At 45.4% G+C, this 15,653-nt stretch carries 14 protein-coding genes; 13 read left to right on the forward strand and 1 reads right to left on the reverse strand.

All coding sequences use genetic code 11. The annotated features are described in order from the left end of the window. Positions 1 to 103: 103 nt before the first annotated feature. Positions 104 to 2,725, reverse strand: a complete 2,622-nt coding sequence (ppc, locus tag F0261_RS15255) for a phosphoenolpyruvate carboxylase (protein ID WP_171338373.1) — start codon at positions 2,723 to 2,725, stop codon at positions 104 to 106. Positions 2,726 to 2,958: 233 nt separating this feature from the next. On the opposite strand from ppc, the gene F0261_RS15260 reads away from it, so the two are divergent. The 13 genes from F0261_RS15260 (at position 2,959) to F0261_RS15320 (ending at position 15,533) form a co-directional block, all read left to right on the forward strand. Beyond that, on the forward strand, positions 2,959 to 3,579 hold the full coding sequence (locus F0261_RS15260) for an FKBP-type peptidyl-prolyl cis-trans isomerase (protein ID WP_014950800.1): 621 nt from the start codon (positions 2,959 to 2,961) through the stop codon (positions 3,577 to 3,579). 284 nt (positions 3,580 to 3,863) lie between these two features. Further along, complete coding sequence (gene fabV / locus F0261_RS15265) at positions 3,864 to 5,042, forward strand: enoyl-ACP reductase FabV (RefSeq protein WP_171338374.1); 1,179 nt, start codon at positions 3,864 to 3,866, stop codon at positions 5,040 to 5,042. Positions 5,043 to 5,554: 512 nt separating this feature from the next. Continuing rightward, complete coding sequence (locus tag F0261_RS15270) at positions 5,555 to 6,895, forward strand: Na(+)-translocating NADH-quinone reductase subunit A (RefSeq protein WP_014980366.1); 1,341 nt, start codon at positions 5,555 to 5,557, stop codon at positions 6,893 to 6,895. A 3-nt stretch (positions 6,896 to 6,898) separates the two neighbouring features. Further along, the gene (locus F0261_RS15275) at positions 6,899 to 8,101 is read left to right on the forward strand and encodes an NADH:ubiquinone reductase (Na(+)-transporting) subunit B (RefSeq protein WP_014950797.1); all 1,203 of its coding nucleotides are present in this window, start codon (positions 6,899 to 6,901) and stop codon (positions 8,099 to 8,101) included. Next, positions 8,091 to 8,855: a Na(+)-translocating NADH-quinone reductase subunit C gene (locus F0261_RS15280; RefSeq protein WP_014950796.1), complete on the forward strand. Its 765-nt coding sequence runs from the start codon at positions 8,091 to 8,093 to the stop codon at positions 8,853 to 8,855. Before F0261_RS15275 ends, F0261_RS15280 begins: the two co-directional genes overlap by 11 nt. Positions 8,856 to 8,865: 10 nt before the next feature. Beyond that, the gene (locus F0261_RS15285) at positions 8,866 to 9,498 is read left to right on the forward strand and encodes an NADH:ubiquinone reductase (Na(+)-transporting) subunit D (protein WP_014950795.1); all 633 of its coding nucleotides are present in this window, start codon (positions 8,866 to 8,868) and stop codon (positions 9,496 to 9,498) included. A 3-nt stretch (positions 9,499 to 9,501) separates the two neighbouring features. Then, complete coding sequence (nqrE, locus tag F0261_RS15290; RefSeq protein WP_014950794.1) at positions 9,502 to 10,110, forward strand: NADH:ubiquinone reductase (Na(+)-transporting) subunit E; 609 nt, start codon at positions 9,502 to 9,504, stop codon at positions 10,108 to 10,110. Positions 10,111 to 10,130: 20 nt separating this feature from the next. Continuing rightward, the gene (gene nqrF, locus F0261_RS15295) at positions 10,131 to 11,363 is read left to right on the forward strand and encodes an NADH:ubiquinone reductase (Na(+)-transporting) subunit F (RefSeq protein WP_014950793.1); all 1,233 of its coding nucleotides are present in this window, start codon (positions 10,131 to 10,133) and stop codon (positions 11,361 to 11,363) included. Positions 11,364 to 11,498: 135 nt separating this feature from the next. Then, positions 11,499 to 12,524, forward strand: a complete 1,026-nt coding sequence (locus F0261_RS15300) for an FAD:protein FMN transferase (RefSeq protein WP_014950792.1) — start codon at positions 11,499 to 11,501, stop codon at positions 12,522 to 12,524. Positions 12,525 to 12,533: 9 nt separating this feature from the next. Next, entirely contained in the window at positions 12,534 to 12,767 is a 234-nt protein-coding gene (gene nqrM, locus F0261_RS15305; RefSeq protein ID WP_014950791.1) for a (Na+)-NQR maturation NqrM, read from the forward strand. Between the two features lie 274 nt (positions 12,768 to 13,041). Continuing rightward, complete coding sequence (gene dinB, locus F0261_RS15310; protein ID WP_171338375.1) at positions 13,042 to 14,115, forward strand: DNA polymerase IV; 1,074 nt, start codon at positions 13,042 to 13,044, stop codon at positions 14,113 to 14,115. A 215-nt stretch (positions 14,116 to 14,330) separates the two neighbouring features. Beyond that, positions 14,331 to 14,579: a DUF1653 domain-containing protein gene (locus F0261_RS15315; RefSeq protein WP_014980364.1), complete on the forward strand. Its 249-nt coding sequence runs from the start codon at positions 14,331 to 14,333 to the stop codon at positions 14,577 to 14,579. 63 nt (positions 14,580 to 14,642) lie between these two features. Then, on the forward strand, positions 14,643 to 15,533 hold the full coding sequence (locus F0261_RS15320) for an MBL fold metallo-hydrolase (protein WP_171338376.1): 891 nt from the start codon (positions 14,643 to 14,645) through the stop codon (positions 15,531 to 15,533). The last annotated feature ends 120 nt before the right edge of the window (positions 15,534 to 15,653 follow it).

The raw sequence follows: 15,653 nt of genomic DNA on the forward strand, positions 1-15,653 counted from the left end.
ATACGTTCTTACGTACCCAGCCTTTTTTACATTTAAGACATTACAAAAAAAGCCTGCTCAATGAGCAGGCTTTTCATTATAACGTTACGCGTTCACTTGGGCTCTAGCCTGTATTACGCATACCAATTGCAATACCCGCGATGGTAACCATCATGGCACGCTCTAGGCTGGTGTTTTGTGCATCGTCCCCGGCTTTACGAATACGATCCAGAAGCTCAATTTGCAGGTAGTGAAGGGGCTGAAGATATCCTGCACGGATCTCCATAGACTCTTTACCCTGCGGGTCGTTCTTCATGATGTCGCCGTCACCGGTTATAGCCAACAGCGACGAGATGCTTTCTTTAAGCTCGCCACGCAACGCTTCACCAAAGTGTTTGAGCTCTTTGGGTACCAAGCGCTCATCATAAGCTTCACTGATACGCGGATCGGCTTTATGGAACACCATGTCCAGCATTGAAAGACGTGAACGATAGAACGGCCATTCGCTGAACATCTCGTTAACCACTTTTTCATTTTCCGGTGTCTTCACGCTATCGATAGCGCGCATAACGCCTAACCAGCTTGGCAGTACCAAACGGGTTTGTGCCCAGGCGAATATCCATGGAATCGCACGTAGGCTCTCAATACCACCTTGTGGCTTACGCTTCGCTGGGCGACTACCTAGTGGGAGTTTGCCTAACTCTTGCTCTGGCGTTGCAACACGGAAGTAAGGTACGAACTCTTTATCGTGACGCACGGTTGCACGGTAATTATCGCGACCTTGGGCTGCCATTGCAGTTATAAGCTCTCGCCATTCTTCTTTTGGTGCCGGAGGCGGGAATAACATGGCTTCAATTATGGCGCTGGCGTAAATACCTAGGCTGCGTTTAGCTAGCTTAGGCATACCGAATTTATAGCGAATAGTTTCGCCCTGCTCAGTTACACGGAAGCCGCCGTCTAGCGAGCCAGGAGGCTGAGAGTAAATGGCAGCATGTGCTGGCAAGCCACCACGACCAATTGTACCGCCACGGCCGTGGAATAGCGTCAGGCTTACGTCAAACTCATCAGCAATCGCAACCAAGGCTTCTTGTGATTGGTATTGAGCCCAGCCCGCAGCAAGTGCACCTGCGTCTTTGGCTGAATCTGAGTAACCAATCATAACGAATTGACGACCTTTAACGTAACCGCGATACCAGTCGATAGACAGCAATTTACGCATTACGTCAGGCGAGTTGTTCAAATCGTCTAGCGTTTCGAACAATGGCGCCACTGGCATTGGCCAATCTACACCACTTTCTTGAAGTAGCAGCTGAACGGCCATAACATCCGATGGCTCACTGGCCATAGAGATAATATAGATACCAAAACCGTGTTTGCTGTGCTTCGCAATTACCTTACAGGTATCAAGCACTTCTTTCACGTCATCAGACGCATCCCATTGAGCAGGGAACAGCGGGCGTTTTGAACCAAGCTCACGTAATAAGAACGCTTGCTTGTCGGCTTCGCTCCATTGAGCATAATCACCAAGACCAAGATAGCGTGTTAGTTCGCTGAAAACGTCGGCATGACGCTCAGAGTCCTGACGCACGTCAAGGCGCAGAAGGTGAATGCCAAATACACGTGCACGACGAATAGTGTCTAGCAGCAGACCGTTTGCTACAACTTGCATTCCGCAGTCTAACAGTGACTGGTAGCAAAGCATCAGTGGTTCAATTAGCTCATCATCACTTTCAACCCAGTTTGAAGTATCTGGATTTTTACCTGCTAAGTAGTCGCTAATGCCATCGCGGGTTGTGATGAACTTGTCCACAAGTGGACGAAGAAGGGCGCGGTATGGCTCGTTGGCGTCGCCGACTTTTTCGCGTAACGCGTCGTTGCAGTCGTACATTGAAAGCTCAACTTGCAAGCGATCAAGATCAATCGCGAAAAGCTTGGCCGCACGTTTTCTAGCAAGTAATAATACTTGCTCAGTCACTTTTGACGTTACAAATGGATTACCGTCTCTGTCGCCGCCCATCCAAGAGCTAAATTGTACTGGTGACGAGTCTAGCGGTAGCGATACGTCGTAATCTTCATTTAGGCGACCATCAAGCTCGCGCATAAAGTCTGGCACTGCTTCCCATAATGAGTTTTCAATAACAGAGAAGCCCCAGCGTGCCTCATCAACAGGTGTTGGACGTACTGAACGAATTTCTTCAGTGTGCCAAGCCTGTGCAATAAGGTCAGCAATACGGGTTTCAATTTTTTTACGCTCAACATCACTAAGCGACTCTTGGTGAATAGCCTGAAGGCAGTTCGCCAATTCTTTATGTTTGTGAATAAGTGTACGGCGGGTAACCTCAGTTGGGTGCGCGGTCAGTACAAGATCGATGTTCAGTTTTGCAACCGCGTCCTGCACTTTTTCAGCTGTTAATTCAGCTTTATCTAGGTGTTTAAATAGTGCATCAATAGACGCATCAACATTCATTGCCGCATTGTATTCTTGCTCAGCAATGTTGCCCAAATTCAAGAATTGTGCGAATGCACGGCCAACAGTAAGCAAATCGCTGTCAGACATTGTTTTGAAAGTTTCTTTCAGTTCTTCGCTACATGTAGCGTCTCCCTGATAAGAAGCTCGGCCGCCTTTACGAATCTTTTCAATACGGTCTAGCCACTCTTGACCCAATTGATTTTTGATTGTTTCACCTAAGGTTTTACCTAGGTATCGAACGGTATCTTTCAGTTCAGCATCGTAGTGTGTTTGCATGCTATCCTCCTAAATATATGGCCTTAACCATACTGTGTCCTTTGCGACTTGTCTAACCACTTTCGGTTATAATTTACAACATTTTGATACTTTTGCACCCTAGTTAACATTGCTCAAAGCAAGATATTTTGTGGTGTGATACACTCTTGCACCGGAAAATGCAGAAACATTCTCGCGTTATGCGTTTTGTTTGAAATTTGTACTGCATTTGTAATTTAATTTCAGGAGTTCTTGTGACTGATACATTCAATACAGTAGAAACCCAAGCAAGTTACGGCATTGGTTTTCAAATGGGTCAACAATTACAATCAAATCCGTTTGACGGACTAGCGATTGACGCTGTTGTAGCTGGCCTAAAAGACGCCTTCGCAGGTCAAGCGCCTCAGGTTGACAACGACACACTACGTGATGCGTTCGGCGAAATTCACAAGCGCATGCAAGCGGCTAAAGAAGAAGCTAGCAAAGCGGTTATTGAAGAAGGCACAAAGTACCTTGAAGAAAATGCGAAGCGTGACGAAGTAACCGTTACTGAATCTGGTCTTCAGTACGAAGTTATCGCTGAAGGTGACGGTGAAACGCCAGTTGCGGCTAGCACTGTACGTGTTCACTACCACGGTACACTTATCAACGGTACTACCTTTGACAGCTCTTACGAGCGCGGCCAGCCAGCTGAATTCCCAGTAGGCGGCGTCATTAAAGGTTGGACTGAAGCACTTCAACTTATGAAAGTAGGTGCTAAGTACCGTTTATACGTGCCACATGATCTTGCTTACGGTGAGCAAGGTGCGGGTGCAGCTATTGCACCATACAGCACGCTTATCTTTGACGTAGAGCTTCTAGACGTTCTAGGTTAATGTGTTGTTCACAGGTGTGCAGTTCTGTACACCTGTGTTCCATCTTTTCTTATACATAGTTCATAGCGTTTAAAAATTAGCCCGCACTTCGTTAGATTTAGCGTTATGGCCTAATGTTCCTTTCTCCTATTTCTTTTCTCGTAAATACAAAGCAAACCTAAATTTGGCACGTTGTTTCATTGGTGTCGCCTTGCGTTTGCGATATGCTAGGTTTCATCTGCTCCGAGTTGTTATCAGTGGCTTCGGCATTACAATAGCCCTACGCTCAAATAAGGAAAATTATTATGGTTATCAAGCCTAAAGTGAGAGGCTTCATTTGTACAAACGCGCATCCGGTCGGCTGTGCTAAAGCGGTTGAAGAACAAATTGCTTATGTGGAAGCAAAAGGTGACTTAGGCGAAGGCCCCAAAAACGTATTAGTGATTGGAAGCTCTACAGGCTATGGCTTGGCGTCACGCATCACTTCAGCGTTTGGCTATGGCGCAAAAACACTCGGTGTGTGTTTTGAGAAAGCACCAACGGAACGAAAAACAGGTACAGCAGGTTGGTATAACACAGCTGCATTTCATGAAAAGGCGAAAGCGAAAGGCCTGTATGCAGACACCATCAATGGCGATGCATTCTCTGATGAAATTAAAAACGAAGCCATAGAAAAGATCAAAGCGGAAATGGGCAAGGTTGACTTGGTTATCTATAGCCTTGCATCCCCGCGTAGAACCGACCCAGAAACAGGCGTGACGTATAAATCTACGCTTAAGCCTGTAGGGCAGGCGTACACTACGAAAACCTACGATACTGATAAAGACAAAGTGCATGAAGTATCGCTAGAGCCAGCCAACGACGAAGAAATCCTTAACACCATCAAAGTGATGGGCGGTGAAGATTGGGAACGTTGGATGGACTTTTTACGTGAAGCCGATGTGCTTGCTGAAGGCTGTAAAACCACCGCATATACCTACATTGGTAAAGAGCTAACATGGCCTATTTATGGTCAAGCGACGATTGGTAAAGCGAAAGAAGACCTAGATCGCGCTGCCGCAGCCATTATCGGTAAAAACAGTGATTTGCTTGTGCAAGCCAATGTGAGCTCGTTGAAAGCACTGGTAACGCAGGCAAGCTCAGCCATTCCTGTAATGCCTTTGTATATTTCACTTATTTATAAAGTGATGAAAGAGGAAGGGACCCACGAAGGGTGTATTGAGCAGATTCATGGCTTGTTCACACAGTGCCTGTTCGGCAATACACCAACGTTAGATGAAGCAAATCGCTATCGCATGGATGGCAAAGAAACTAACGATGCAACACAGGCAAAAATTAAGGCGCTATGGGATCAAGTGACACAAGAGAACTTTCATGACTTAAGTGACTACAAAGGTTACAACCATGAGTTCTTAAAACTGTTCGGTTTTGACATTTCAAGTGTTGATTACGACAGTGAAGTTGACCCAATGGTTAATTGGTAAAGCCTAAACTTACCATTAATTAACCTAATGCTTATGTACGCAAAAGCCGTCTGATTTGACGGCTTTTTTGTACCTGATTACAAGTTGATACGGCGTATGGATTCGCAAAATGTAAATGAATAAGACCAAAGGTTTACATTAAATTGTAGAAAAATTTGCCTTTATCTTGAATTAGCGTGGCACAAACGTATGGGTTAATGCTAAAATCCCGAAATTAAGTAGGGGTCTTTTCTGCCTCTACCAAAACAGCAGTAGCGATTGCAGCTACACAAAAACAATAATAAGTGTAAATTTCTGCTGGTGGTCTATAAAGAAAGGGCGAATTAAGCGTCCGCAAAAGGAATTATGCGTTACGGCTTCATAACAGGCTGACCGTAGCAATTGCAGCAAGTTCCATCAATCAACAACGAAAAGGTGTTCTACACCTGTTAATAGTGCGCTTTTGCATGCTGACAGGCAGGTTTTCTGCGGTCATGCAAAAGGGTATTTCTATTAGAGTAGTGCGATTACATATGATAAAAATCAAGAAAGGTCTCGACCTCCCAATTGAGGGAGCGCCAAAGCAGGAGATTGCTGATGCATCTGCTGCAACGCGCGTTGCCATTCTGGGAGAAGAATATGTGGGTATGCGCCCTACCATGCACGTCCAAGTTGGCGATGTAGTGAAGAAAGGTCAGGTTCTTTTTGAAGATAAAAAGAACCCTGGCGTTAAATTCACTGCCCCAGCAGCGGGTGAAGTGGTAGAGGTTAACCGTGGTGCAAAACGTGTTCTTCAGTCTGTAGTTATCAAAATGAACGGCAGCGATGCTGTGACATTTGATAAAATTGCAGCTGACCAGATCGCGAGCGCAACACGCGAGCAACTTCAGTCAATCCTTGTAGAGTCAGGCATGTGGACAGCGTTCCGTACACGTCCATTTAGCAAATCTCCTAAGCTAGACTCTGTTCCAAGTTCAATTTTCGTTACAGCAATGGATACCAATCCACTAGCAGCAGATCCTGCAGTGATTATTGCTGAGCGCCAAGACGATTTCGTAAATGGTCTTAAAGCATTAACGCAATTGAGCGGTGGCAAGACTTACGTTTGTAAAGCGGCAGGTGCATCTGTTGCTACTGGCGATGCGGCAGTTGATGTTGAAGAATTTGGCGGTCCTCACCCTGCGGGCCTACCGGGTACTCACATCCACTTCCTTGATTCTGCTGGCATGAACAAAACGGTTTGGCACATCAACTACCAAGACGTTATGGCAATTGGTGCATTGCTGACCTCTGGCGAGCTAGATAACCGTCGTGTTATTTCACTTGCAGGTCCTGCAGCAACTAACCCACGCCTAGTGCGCACCGTAATGGGCGCAGACTTGACCGAGCTTACTGCTAGCGAGCAAGTAGACGGTGAAGTACGTGTTATCTCTGGTTCTGTACTTAGCGGTACGACAGCGATGGGCGTTCACGGCTTCCTTGGTCGTTTCCACACCCAAGTTTCACTACTAAAAGAAGGTCGCGAGAAGAAATTGTTCGGTTGGATCCTACCCGGTTCAAACCAACACTCAGTGACTCGTGCTTACTTAGGTCACCTAAGTGGCAGCAAGAAATTTGATATGACAACAACTACCAATGGTTCTGAACGTTCTATGGTTCCAATTGGTAATTACGAACGCGTTATGCCCCTAGATATCATTCCTACGCTTCTGCTTAGGGACCTGATTTCTGGTGATACTGACGGTGCTCAGACGTTGGGTTGCTTAGAGTTGGACGAAGAAGATTTGGCATTGTGTACTTATGTATGCCCTGGCAAATACAACTACGCTCCTATCTTACGCGACTGTTTGACCACGATAGAGAAAGAGGGTTAAGTCATGGGTTTAAAAGCGTATTTAGAAAAGATCGAACCAAACTTCGAACCAGGTGGTAAGCATGAAAAGTGGTATGCGCTTTACGAAGCTGCGGCGACCATTTTCTACACCCCAGGAAAAGTAAATAAAGCTAACACGCACGTGCGTGACAGCATTGACCTTAAGCGCATTATGATCATGGTATGGATGGCAACATTCCCAGCTATGTTCTTTGGTATGTATAACATTGGCTTCCAAGCGCAAGAAGCTATTGCTGCTGGCGCAGGAACACTACCTGATACGTGGCAAGCAGGTCTATTCGCTGCCCTTGGCGGTGACTTGGCAAATGCGGGAACACTAGGTCTATTCTTCTATGGCGCATGTTTCTGGCTGCCAATCTACGCGGTAACGTTCGCGGTAGGTGGTTTCTGGGAAGTATTGTTCGCGTCTGTGCGCAAGCACGAAGTTAACGAAGGTTTCTTCGTTACATCGGTACTGTTCGCACTAACACTTCCAGCTACTATTCCTCTATGGCAAGTTGCACTAGGTATTACCTTCGGTGTTGTAATTGCTAAAGAAGTATTCGGTGGTACAGGTCGTAACTTCCTTAACCCAGCATTGTCTGGTCGTGCATTCCTTTACTTTGCGTATCCTGCGCAAATTTCAGGTGACCAAGTATGGGTAGCGGCAGATGGTTATTCTGGTGCAACGTCTCTAAGCCAAGCGGCTTCTGGCAACCTTGATTACGCGAACATGGATCAGTGGATGAACAGCTTCATCGGTACTATCTCAGGTTCAGCGGGTGAGGTGTCTACCCTTGCTATTATTCTTGGTGGCTTGTTCATCATGTACATGCGTATAGCAAGCTGGCGCATTGTTGCTGGTGTAGCAATTGGTGTGGCGTTCTTCGCAACCTTGCTAAACCTAATCGGCAGCGATACTAACCCTATGTTTGCAATGCCTGCTCATTGGCACTTTGTTGTTGGTGGTCTTGCTTTTGGTATGTTCTTTATGGCGACAGACCCAGTTTCTGCGTCGTTCACAAACCAAGGTAAGTGGGCTTACGGTATCTTCATTGGTTTCATGACGGTACTAATCCGCGTCCTTAACCCAGCCTTCCCTGAAGGTGTAATGCTAGCAATTCTATTTGCTAACTTGTGGGCGCCACTGTTCGACTATTTCGTCGCACAAAGCAATATCAAGCGGAGGGTAGCACGTGTCGGCTAAGAAAGAATCTTTAGGCAAAACGGTAGGTATTGTTGTTGCCGTATGTTTGGTTTGTTCAATTGTTGTGTCTGGCGCGGCTGTTGGCCTTCGCTCTCTACAACAAACAAACGCAGCTCTAGATAAAAAGAGCAACATTCTTAATGCTGCAGGCCTTTATGAAATGGGCATGAGCAATAGCGCAATTGAAAGCACTTATAGCGAGCGAGTAGAGCAGCGTTTTGTTAATCTTGACGAAGGTACTTTCGTAGAAGCGCCTAAGCCAGATTACGATATGTATAAAGCAGCCAAAGAAACTGAGTACAGCACTAAGGTAACCAACAGCAATGTTGGTTTCCAACGCCGCCCTAACGTGGCAAGTGTTTACTTAGTTCGCGACGACGCAGGTGATGTTTCTCGTATCATCCTTCCTGTACACGGCAGCGGTCTTTGGGATCTTATGTACGGTTTCTTAGCGGTAGACGCAGACGGCCAAACGGTTCGCGAGCTTATTTACTATCAGCAAAAAGAAACGCCAGGACTAGGTGGTGAAGTGCAAAATCCTGCTTGGCAGGACAAATGGGACGGCAAAGAGCTTTACGAAAATGGCGAAGTTGCTATTCGCGTAGTGAAAAATGCTAACCCTAGCAATCCTCACACTATCGATGCGCTTTCAGGTGCAACCCTAACCAGCAACGGTGTTGAAAACACTATTCGTTACTGGGTAGGCGAGCAAGGCTTCGGCCAGTTCCTGAAGAACCAAGCATGGCGTTCATAAGGGAAGTCTCATGGCAGATACTAAAGAAATGAAAAAGGCCCTCTTTGGGCCAATCCTGGACAACAACCCGATCGCCCTACAGGTATTGGGTATCTGTTCAGCACTGGCAATTACCACTAAGCTGGAAACAGCATTGGTAATGTCGCTTGCGCTTACAAGCGTTGTAGCGTTCTCAAACTTGTTTATTTCACTAATTCGTAACCAGATCCCATCTAGCGTTCGAATTATTATCCAGATGACTATCATTGCGTCGTTGGTAATCGTTGTTGACCAAATTCTGAAAGCGTATTCGTATGAAATATCGAAGCAGCTGTCGGTATTCGTTGGTCTGATTATTACTAACTGTATCGTAATGGGTCGTGCTGAAGCTTACGCCATGAAGAGCCCACCTCTGATGAGCTTCCTTGATGGTATTGGTAACGGCTTGGGCTACTCTTTCATTCTAATTGTTATTGGTACAATTAAAGAGCTATTTGGTTTCGGTACTATTTTAGGTTTCGAAATCCTTCCACTGGTTCAAAACGGTGGCTGGTATCAGGGTAACGGTTTGTTAATCCTACCATTCAGCTCATTCTTCTTAATCGGCGGTATGATTTGGTTTATCCGTACTATCCGTCCAGAGCAAGTAGAGCCTAAGGAGTAAGTCATGGAACATTATTTGTCGTTATTTGTTCGCTCAATTTTCGTTGAGAACATGGCGTTATCACTTTTCTTGGGTATGTGTACATTCCTAGCGGTATCTAAGAAAGTTAAAACTGCTATGGGTCTTGGTGTTGCAGTTATCGTGGTACTAGGTATCTCTGTACCCGTTAACCAAGTTATTTATGTAAACATTCTTGCTCCAGGCGCATTAGCATGGGCAGGTTTCCCAGAAGCTGACCTAAGCTTCCTTAACTTCCTAACGTTTATCGGTGTTATCGCGGCGTTGGTACAGATTCTAGAGATGAGCTTAGACAAGTTCTTCCCTGCGCTTTACAACGCACTAGGTATCTTCCTTCCGCTAATTACCGTTAACTGTGCAATTTTCGGTGGCGTGGCGTTTGCGGTACAGCGTGAATACAACTTCACTGAAAGCATCGTTTACGGCGTTGGTAGTGGTATGGGCTGGGCACTAGCAATTGTATTGCTAGCGGCAGTACGTGAAAAGCTGAAGTATGCTGATATGCCTGATGGTGTTCGTGGTCTTGGTTCTGTATTCATGATCGCTGGCCTAATGGCACTTGGCTTCCAGTCATTCACTGGTATTCAGCTGTAATAGAGCTCGGGAGCATATAAATGAATAACGTAGAAATATTTCTTGGCGTCGGCATGTTTATTGCCATCGTATTGGCGCTAGTATTTATCATTATGTTTGCCAAGTCTAAATTGGTACCAAGTGGTGATGTAACTATCACTATCAATGGTGACCCAGACAAGGCAATCAAAACTGCACCGGGTGGCAAACTTCTTGGTGCACTAGCTGACGCAGGTTACTTCGTATCGTCTGCGTGTGGTGGCGGTGGCTCATGTGGCCAGTGTCGTGTAGATGTACACTCAGGTGGTGGTGAAATCCTTCCAACTGAACTAGACCACATCACTAAAGGTGAAGCGCGCGAAGGCTGCCGTCTTTCATGTCAGGTTGCTATCAAGCAGGACATGGAAATTGAACTGGAAGAGTCGGTATTTGGTGTTAAGAAGTGGGATTGTGAAGTTATCTCTAACGATAACAAAGCAACCTTTATCAAAGAACTTAAGCTTAAAATTCCTAACGGTGAAAGTGTACCTTTCCGTGCAGGTGGTTATATTCAGATTGAAGCGCCAGCGCACCACGTTAAGTACAAAGAGTTCGATATTCCTGAAGAATACCGCGGTGACTGGGAGCGTTTTGGCTTCTTCGACATCGAGTCTAAAGTAGACGAAGAGACTATTCGTGCTTACTCAATGGCGAACTACCCAGAAGAAGAAGGCATTATTATGTTGAACGTGCGTATCGCTACGCCGCCACCTAATAACTTAAGCCTACCTGCGGGTAAAATGTCATCGTACATTTGGAGCCTGAAAGAAGGTGACAAAGCGACTATCTCTGGTCCATTCGGTGAATTCTTCGCGAAAGAAACTGAAAACGAAATGGTATTCGTAGGTGGTGGTGCAGGTATGGCCCCAATGCGTTCTCACATCTTCGATCAGCTTCGTCGCCTTAAGTCTAAGCGTAAGATGAGCTTCTGGTACGGTGCACGTTCACTTCGTGAAATGTTCTATACAGAAGACTTCGACGAGCTAGCAGCAGAAAACGATAACTTTGAGTGGCATGTAGCACTTTCTGATCCTCAGCCAGAGGACAACTGGGAAGGTTACACTGGGTTTATCCACCAAGTACTTCTTGAGAACTACTTGAAAGATCACCCTGCACCAGAAGACTGTGAGTTCTACATGTGTGGACCACCTATGATGAACGCGGCCGTAATCAACATGCTTAAAGATTTAGGTGTTGAGGACGAAAACATCATGCTAGATGACTTCGGTGGCTAAGGGTTTGATTTAAGAGCTACTCGCTTAAAAACTCAAGCATATTAAAAGGGGCGTAAGCCCCTTTTTCGTTGAAGCAAAACGCATAATGCACATAATAGCGATTGAGTAATGTGCAGATTAGCTAAGGACAACATCGTGATTCGATTTGCTATTCGAATTTTCCTCGCCTTTGTTGCGGTAGGTATTCTACTTCTCGCAAGCTGTAGCGATGAAAAAACGCCTGTAGTACACCTGCAAGGGCAGACAATGGGCACAACCTACAATGTTAAGTACCTTGTAGCGGAGACACCGGTAGAAGGCTTACAAGCTGAAATAGATGCCCGTCTTGTTGAGGTTAACAAGATGATGTCTACTTACGACCCAACGTCAGAACTATCAAGGTTCAATCAATATCGCTACACCGACAATTTCGCCGTATCACCAGATACGCTAACCGTAGTTAACGAGGCATTACGCTTGGCTAACCTTAGTGGCGGAGTACTTGATGTTACCGTTGGCCCATTGGTTAATTTATGGGGGTTTGGCCCAACTAAACGCCCTGAAAAAGTACCAAGCCAGACAGACATCGACGATATTCGCGAATATGTGGGTTATAAGAAGCTGTCAACCACGCCTACAGGCTTAAAGAAAAGTCACCCAATGCTTTATGTCGACCTGTCGACTATTGCAAAAGGTTTTGGCGTTGATGAAGTGGCGGAGATCCTTGAAAACCACAACATTGAAAACTATCTTGTAGAAATAGGTGGTGAAATGCGTGTGAAAGGTGAACGAGGCGACGGCAGTGAGTGGCTGATTGCCATTGAAAAGCCAGTTACCACTGAACGTGCTGTTCAAAAAGTTGTCTCAATAGGAGAAAACGCGGTTGCTACATCAGGTGACTATCGCAACTATTACGAAGAAGACGGCGTTCGTTATTCGCATCTAATCGACCCCACAACGGGCAAACCTATCTCACATAACCTGGTTTCGGTTACGGTAATTCATCCTTCTTCAATGACGTCTGATGGTTTGGCTACGGCGTTTAATGTAATGGGATGGGAACAAGCGATAGCGGTTGCTGAGCAAGAACAACTCGCTGTATTCCTCATTCGTCGCACAGAAGACGGATTTGAAGAGTATGCATCGCCAGAATTTGATAAACTGGTCACAGTTCATAATTAGGGGGTAGCAATGTCTACATTCATTCTTGCTTTTGGTTTCTTTCTAACAATGGTACTGGCTATGGCCGTAGGTTACCTTTTTCAGAAAAAATCAATCTCTGGAAGCTGTGGTGGCTTAGGTGCGCTAGGTATTGAAAAAGCCTGTGACTGTCCAGAACCGTGTGACCGTAAAAAGTCGCGCATGGAAAAAGAAGAAGCCCGCCAGAAAAAACTAAACGAGTGGAAGCAGAACCAAATTTTGTAATGCTTAACCCATCGTTGGTTTAAGGTTTAAAAGCGCTGTTTGATACTAATCGACAGCGCTTTTTTTGTGGGTATATCTATTACGTTCTTTAATATTGAGCTCTATTGACGTTGTTTCGATAAATTCGCTCACACTGTGACTTGGTTGAAATGTAGCTAGCCGAGCCATCAATTTTTTTGGGAGATCACAACGAAATAGTGTAATTCAGCATTAATAATAATATACTGTGATTTTGTACAGCTTTGTGTTTATAGCTAAAGAATAAAGGCAGGTAATGCGAAAAATTATCCACGTCGACATGGATTGTTTTTACGCCGCAGTTGAAATGCGCGACAACCCAGCCTTGCGCGATATTCCCATTGCGATAGGCGGCAGTGCCGACCGTCGAGGGGTTATTTCTACCTGTAACTATCCCGCCCGTAAATTTGGTGTGCGCTCAGCTATGGCTACAGCGTATGCTTTAAAGCTATGCCCAAACTTGACCCTCGTAAAAGGGCGCATGGATGTGTACGCTGCCGAGTCGCAAAAAATACGTAAGATATTTGCTGATTATACCGACCTCATTGAGCCTTTATCATTAGATGAAGCCTACCTAGACGTGACTAACAGTGAATTTTGCGGTGGCAGCGCCACGTTAATTGCCGAAGAAATACGCGAGCGCATTAAAAATGAACTTGGGCTTACAGCTTCAGCAGGTGTTGCGCCTTGTAAGTTTGTGGCTAAAGTGGCGAGCGATGAAAATAAGCCCGATGGAATTTGTGTTATTACTCCTGATAAGCTCGATGAGTTTGTACGCGAAATGCCACTAAAGAAAATTCCGGGCGTAGGCAAAGTCACCATGCAAAAGCTTCAGCGTATGGGGCTTAATACCTGCGACGATGTTCGCCAATACCCTTTTGAGCGCATTCAAAAAGAGCTGGGTAAATTTGGCAGTGTGCTGTGGGAGCGTGCTCACGGTATTGATGAGCGTGAACTATCGGTATCTCGTGAGCGAAAGTCTATCGGCGTAGAGCGCACGCTAAGCGAAGACATTCACACCTTCGACCAATGCATAGATTTTTTGCCACATTTATTTGAAAAGCTTCAAGAGCGAATGGAAAATCACAAGAAACGTACGGGTAAGCCGGTACGTATTCGCACGCAGGGCGTTAAGCTTAAGTTTAACGACTTCCAACTAACTACGGTAGAGCACCGCTGTGCCACGCTTGATGAAGCGTATTTTCGCACGCTAATGCAGGAAGCCTTCGAACGAGCAACAGGGCGGGGTATTCGTCTTGTTGGCGTTCATATAGGTCTTGCTGCCGACCAATCAACACAGCAATTGGTGTTACCTTTTGAACCGATTTAGCCAATAAGCTCACTTGTTAAGTACTAACATGCAGTAGCCTCAATCTAACCACTTGTTATACTTAACGTACTGATACTATGCGATAGACTGACGCTTTTGTATTACCCGATTAAAGGCCAATCCCACAGAGTTTAGTTTCTAAGACCACTTAATCTTTGGCAAATGAAAGCGATTGGCTAACCCTTACTATTTTTTCCACTTTAATGAAGGACGTTATGGACTCGAAAGAACTTAAAACCCCAGGTCGCTACAAGCATTACAAAGGTAATTTATACGATGTATACGAAGTGGCAACGCATTCAGAAGATGAAAGTAAGCTAGTGGTATACCGCCCGTGCTACGGCGAAAAAGCGCTTTGGGTTCGTCCCCTAGAAATGTTTGTTGAGTCGGTTGAAAAAGACGGAGAAACACTTCCCCGTTTTGCTTATGTTGGCAATATTCCTGATGATGAAAAAATGATCTAATTGTGAAATTAGGTCATAGTGTAAGAGGTCTTTAATAAACAGGCTTCTTACAAGGAAATAATAATGAAAACTGCACCTCGTTTTAGCGCACACGTTTTGGCTGCGTTTATTGCTGCGAGCCCTTTGGTTTATTCAACTATTAATCCCGCAAAAGCACAAGATAGATTTGCCGATGTCGAAGTTAAAGCGACAGCGATAAAAGGCTCTGTGCACATGCTTACAGGTGCAGGTGGAAATATCGGCGTATCTGCTGGGGAAGACGGTGTTTTGATCATCGACGATCAATTTGCGCCGCTTGCAGAAAAGATAGCGGCCCAGCTTGGTGCGCTCGGGAGTGACAAGCCAAAGTATGTGATAAACACGCATTATCACGGCGACCACACAGGCTCTAATGCGTTTTTCCACAGCCATAAAGGCGCGACCATTCTGGCGCACGAAAATGTGCGTGTTCGCCTAGCTAACGATGAAAAAGTAAAACCGGAAGCGCTGCCAACTATTACCTATGAAGACGGAATAAAAATTTACTTCAATGGTGAAACCCTTCACGTGATGCACTTAGCAGTAGGCCACACCGACGGCGATAGCGTAGTGTGGTTCGAGCAACCCAACGTTATGCACACCGGCGACTTGTTCTTTAATGGTCGCTTTCCCTACATCGACCAAGGTGCTGGCGGTAATGTGGAAGGCTATATGGACTCAGTAAAACAACTGCTTGCTAAAATAGACGATGAAACCGTTATTATTCCTGGCCACGGCGACATCAGTAACAAGCAAGAATACAGCGCATTTTTAGCTATGATCTTTGAAACGTTCAACTACGTTAAGGCACTTAAGCAAGACGGCAAAACCCTCGATGAGGTTAAAGCGATGGGCTTAGACGATAAGTGGGCCGACTGGAGCTGGAATTTCATCAATGAAGAGAAGTGGATAACTACACTCTATACTGATGCCTAAATAGTATTGGTTACATTTTAATATCGAGCGAGTGTGCAGGGTAGTTTTCTTTACGACCCTGCAATTTCGTTAAAATGGCACTATCACTGGGTTTTTGAGCACTAACTTCAAAGGCAATAG

It is taken from the genome of Alteromonas sp. 07-89-2, from assembly GCF_013113925.1.
GTDB classification, from domain to species: Bacteria; Pseudomonadota; Gammaproteobacteria; order Enterobacterales; family Alteromonadaceae; genus Alteromonas; species Alteromonas macleodii.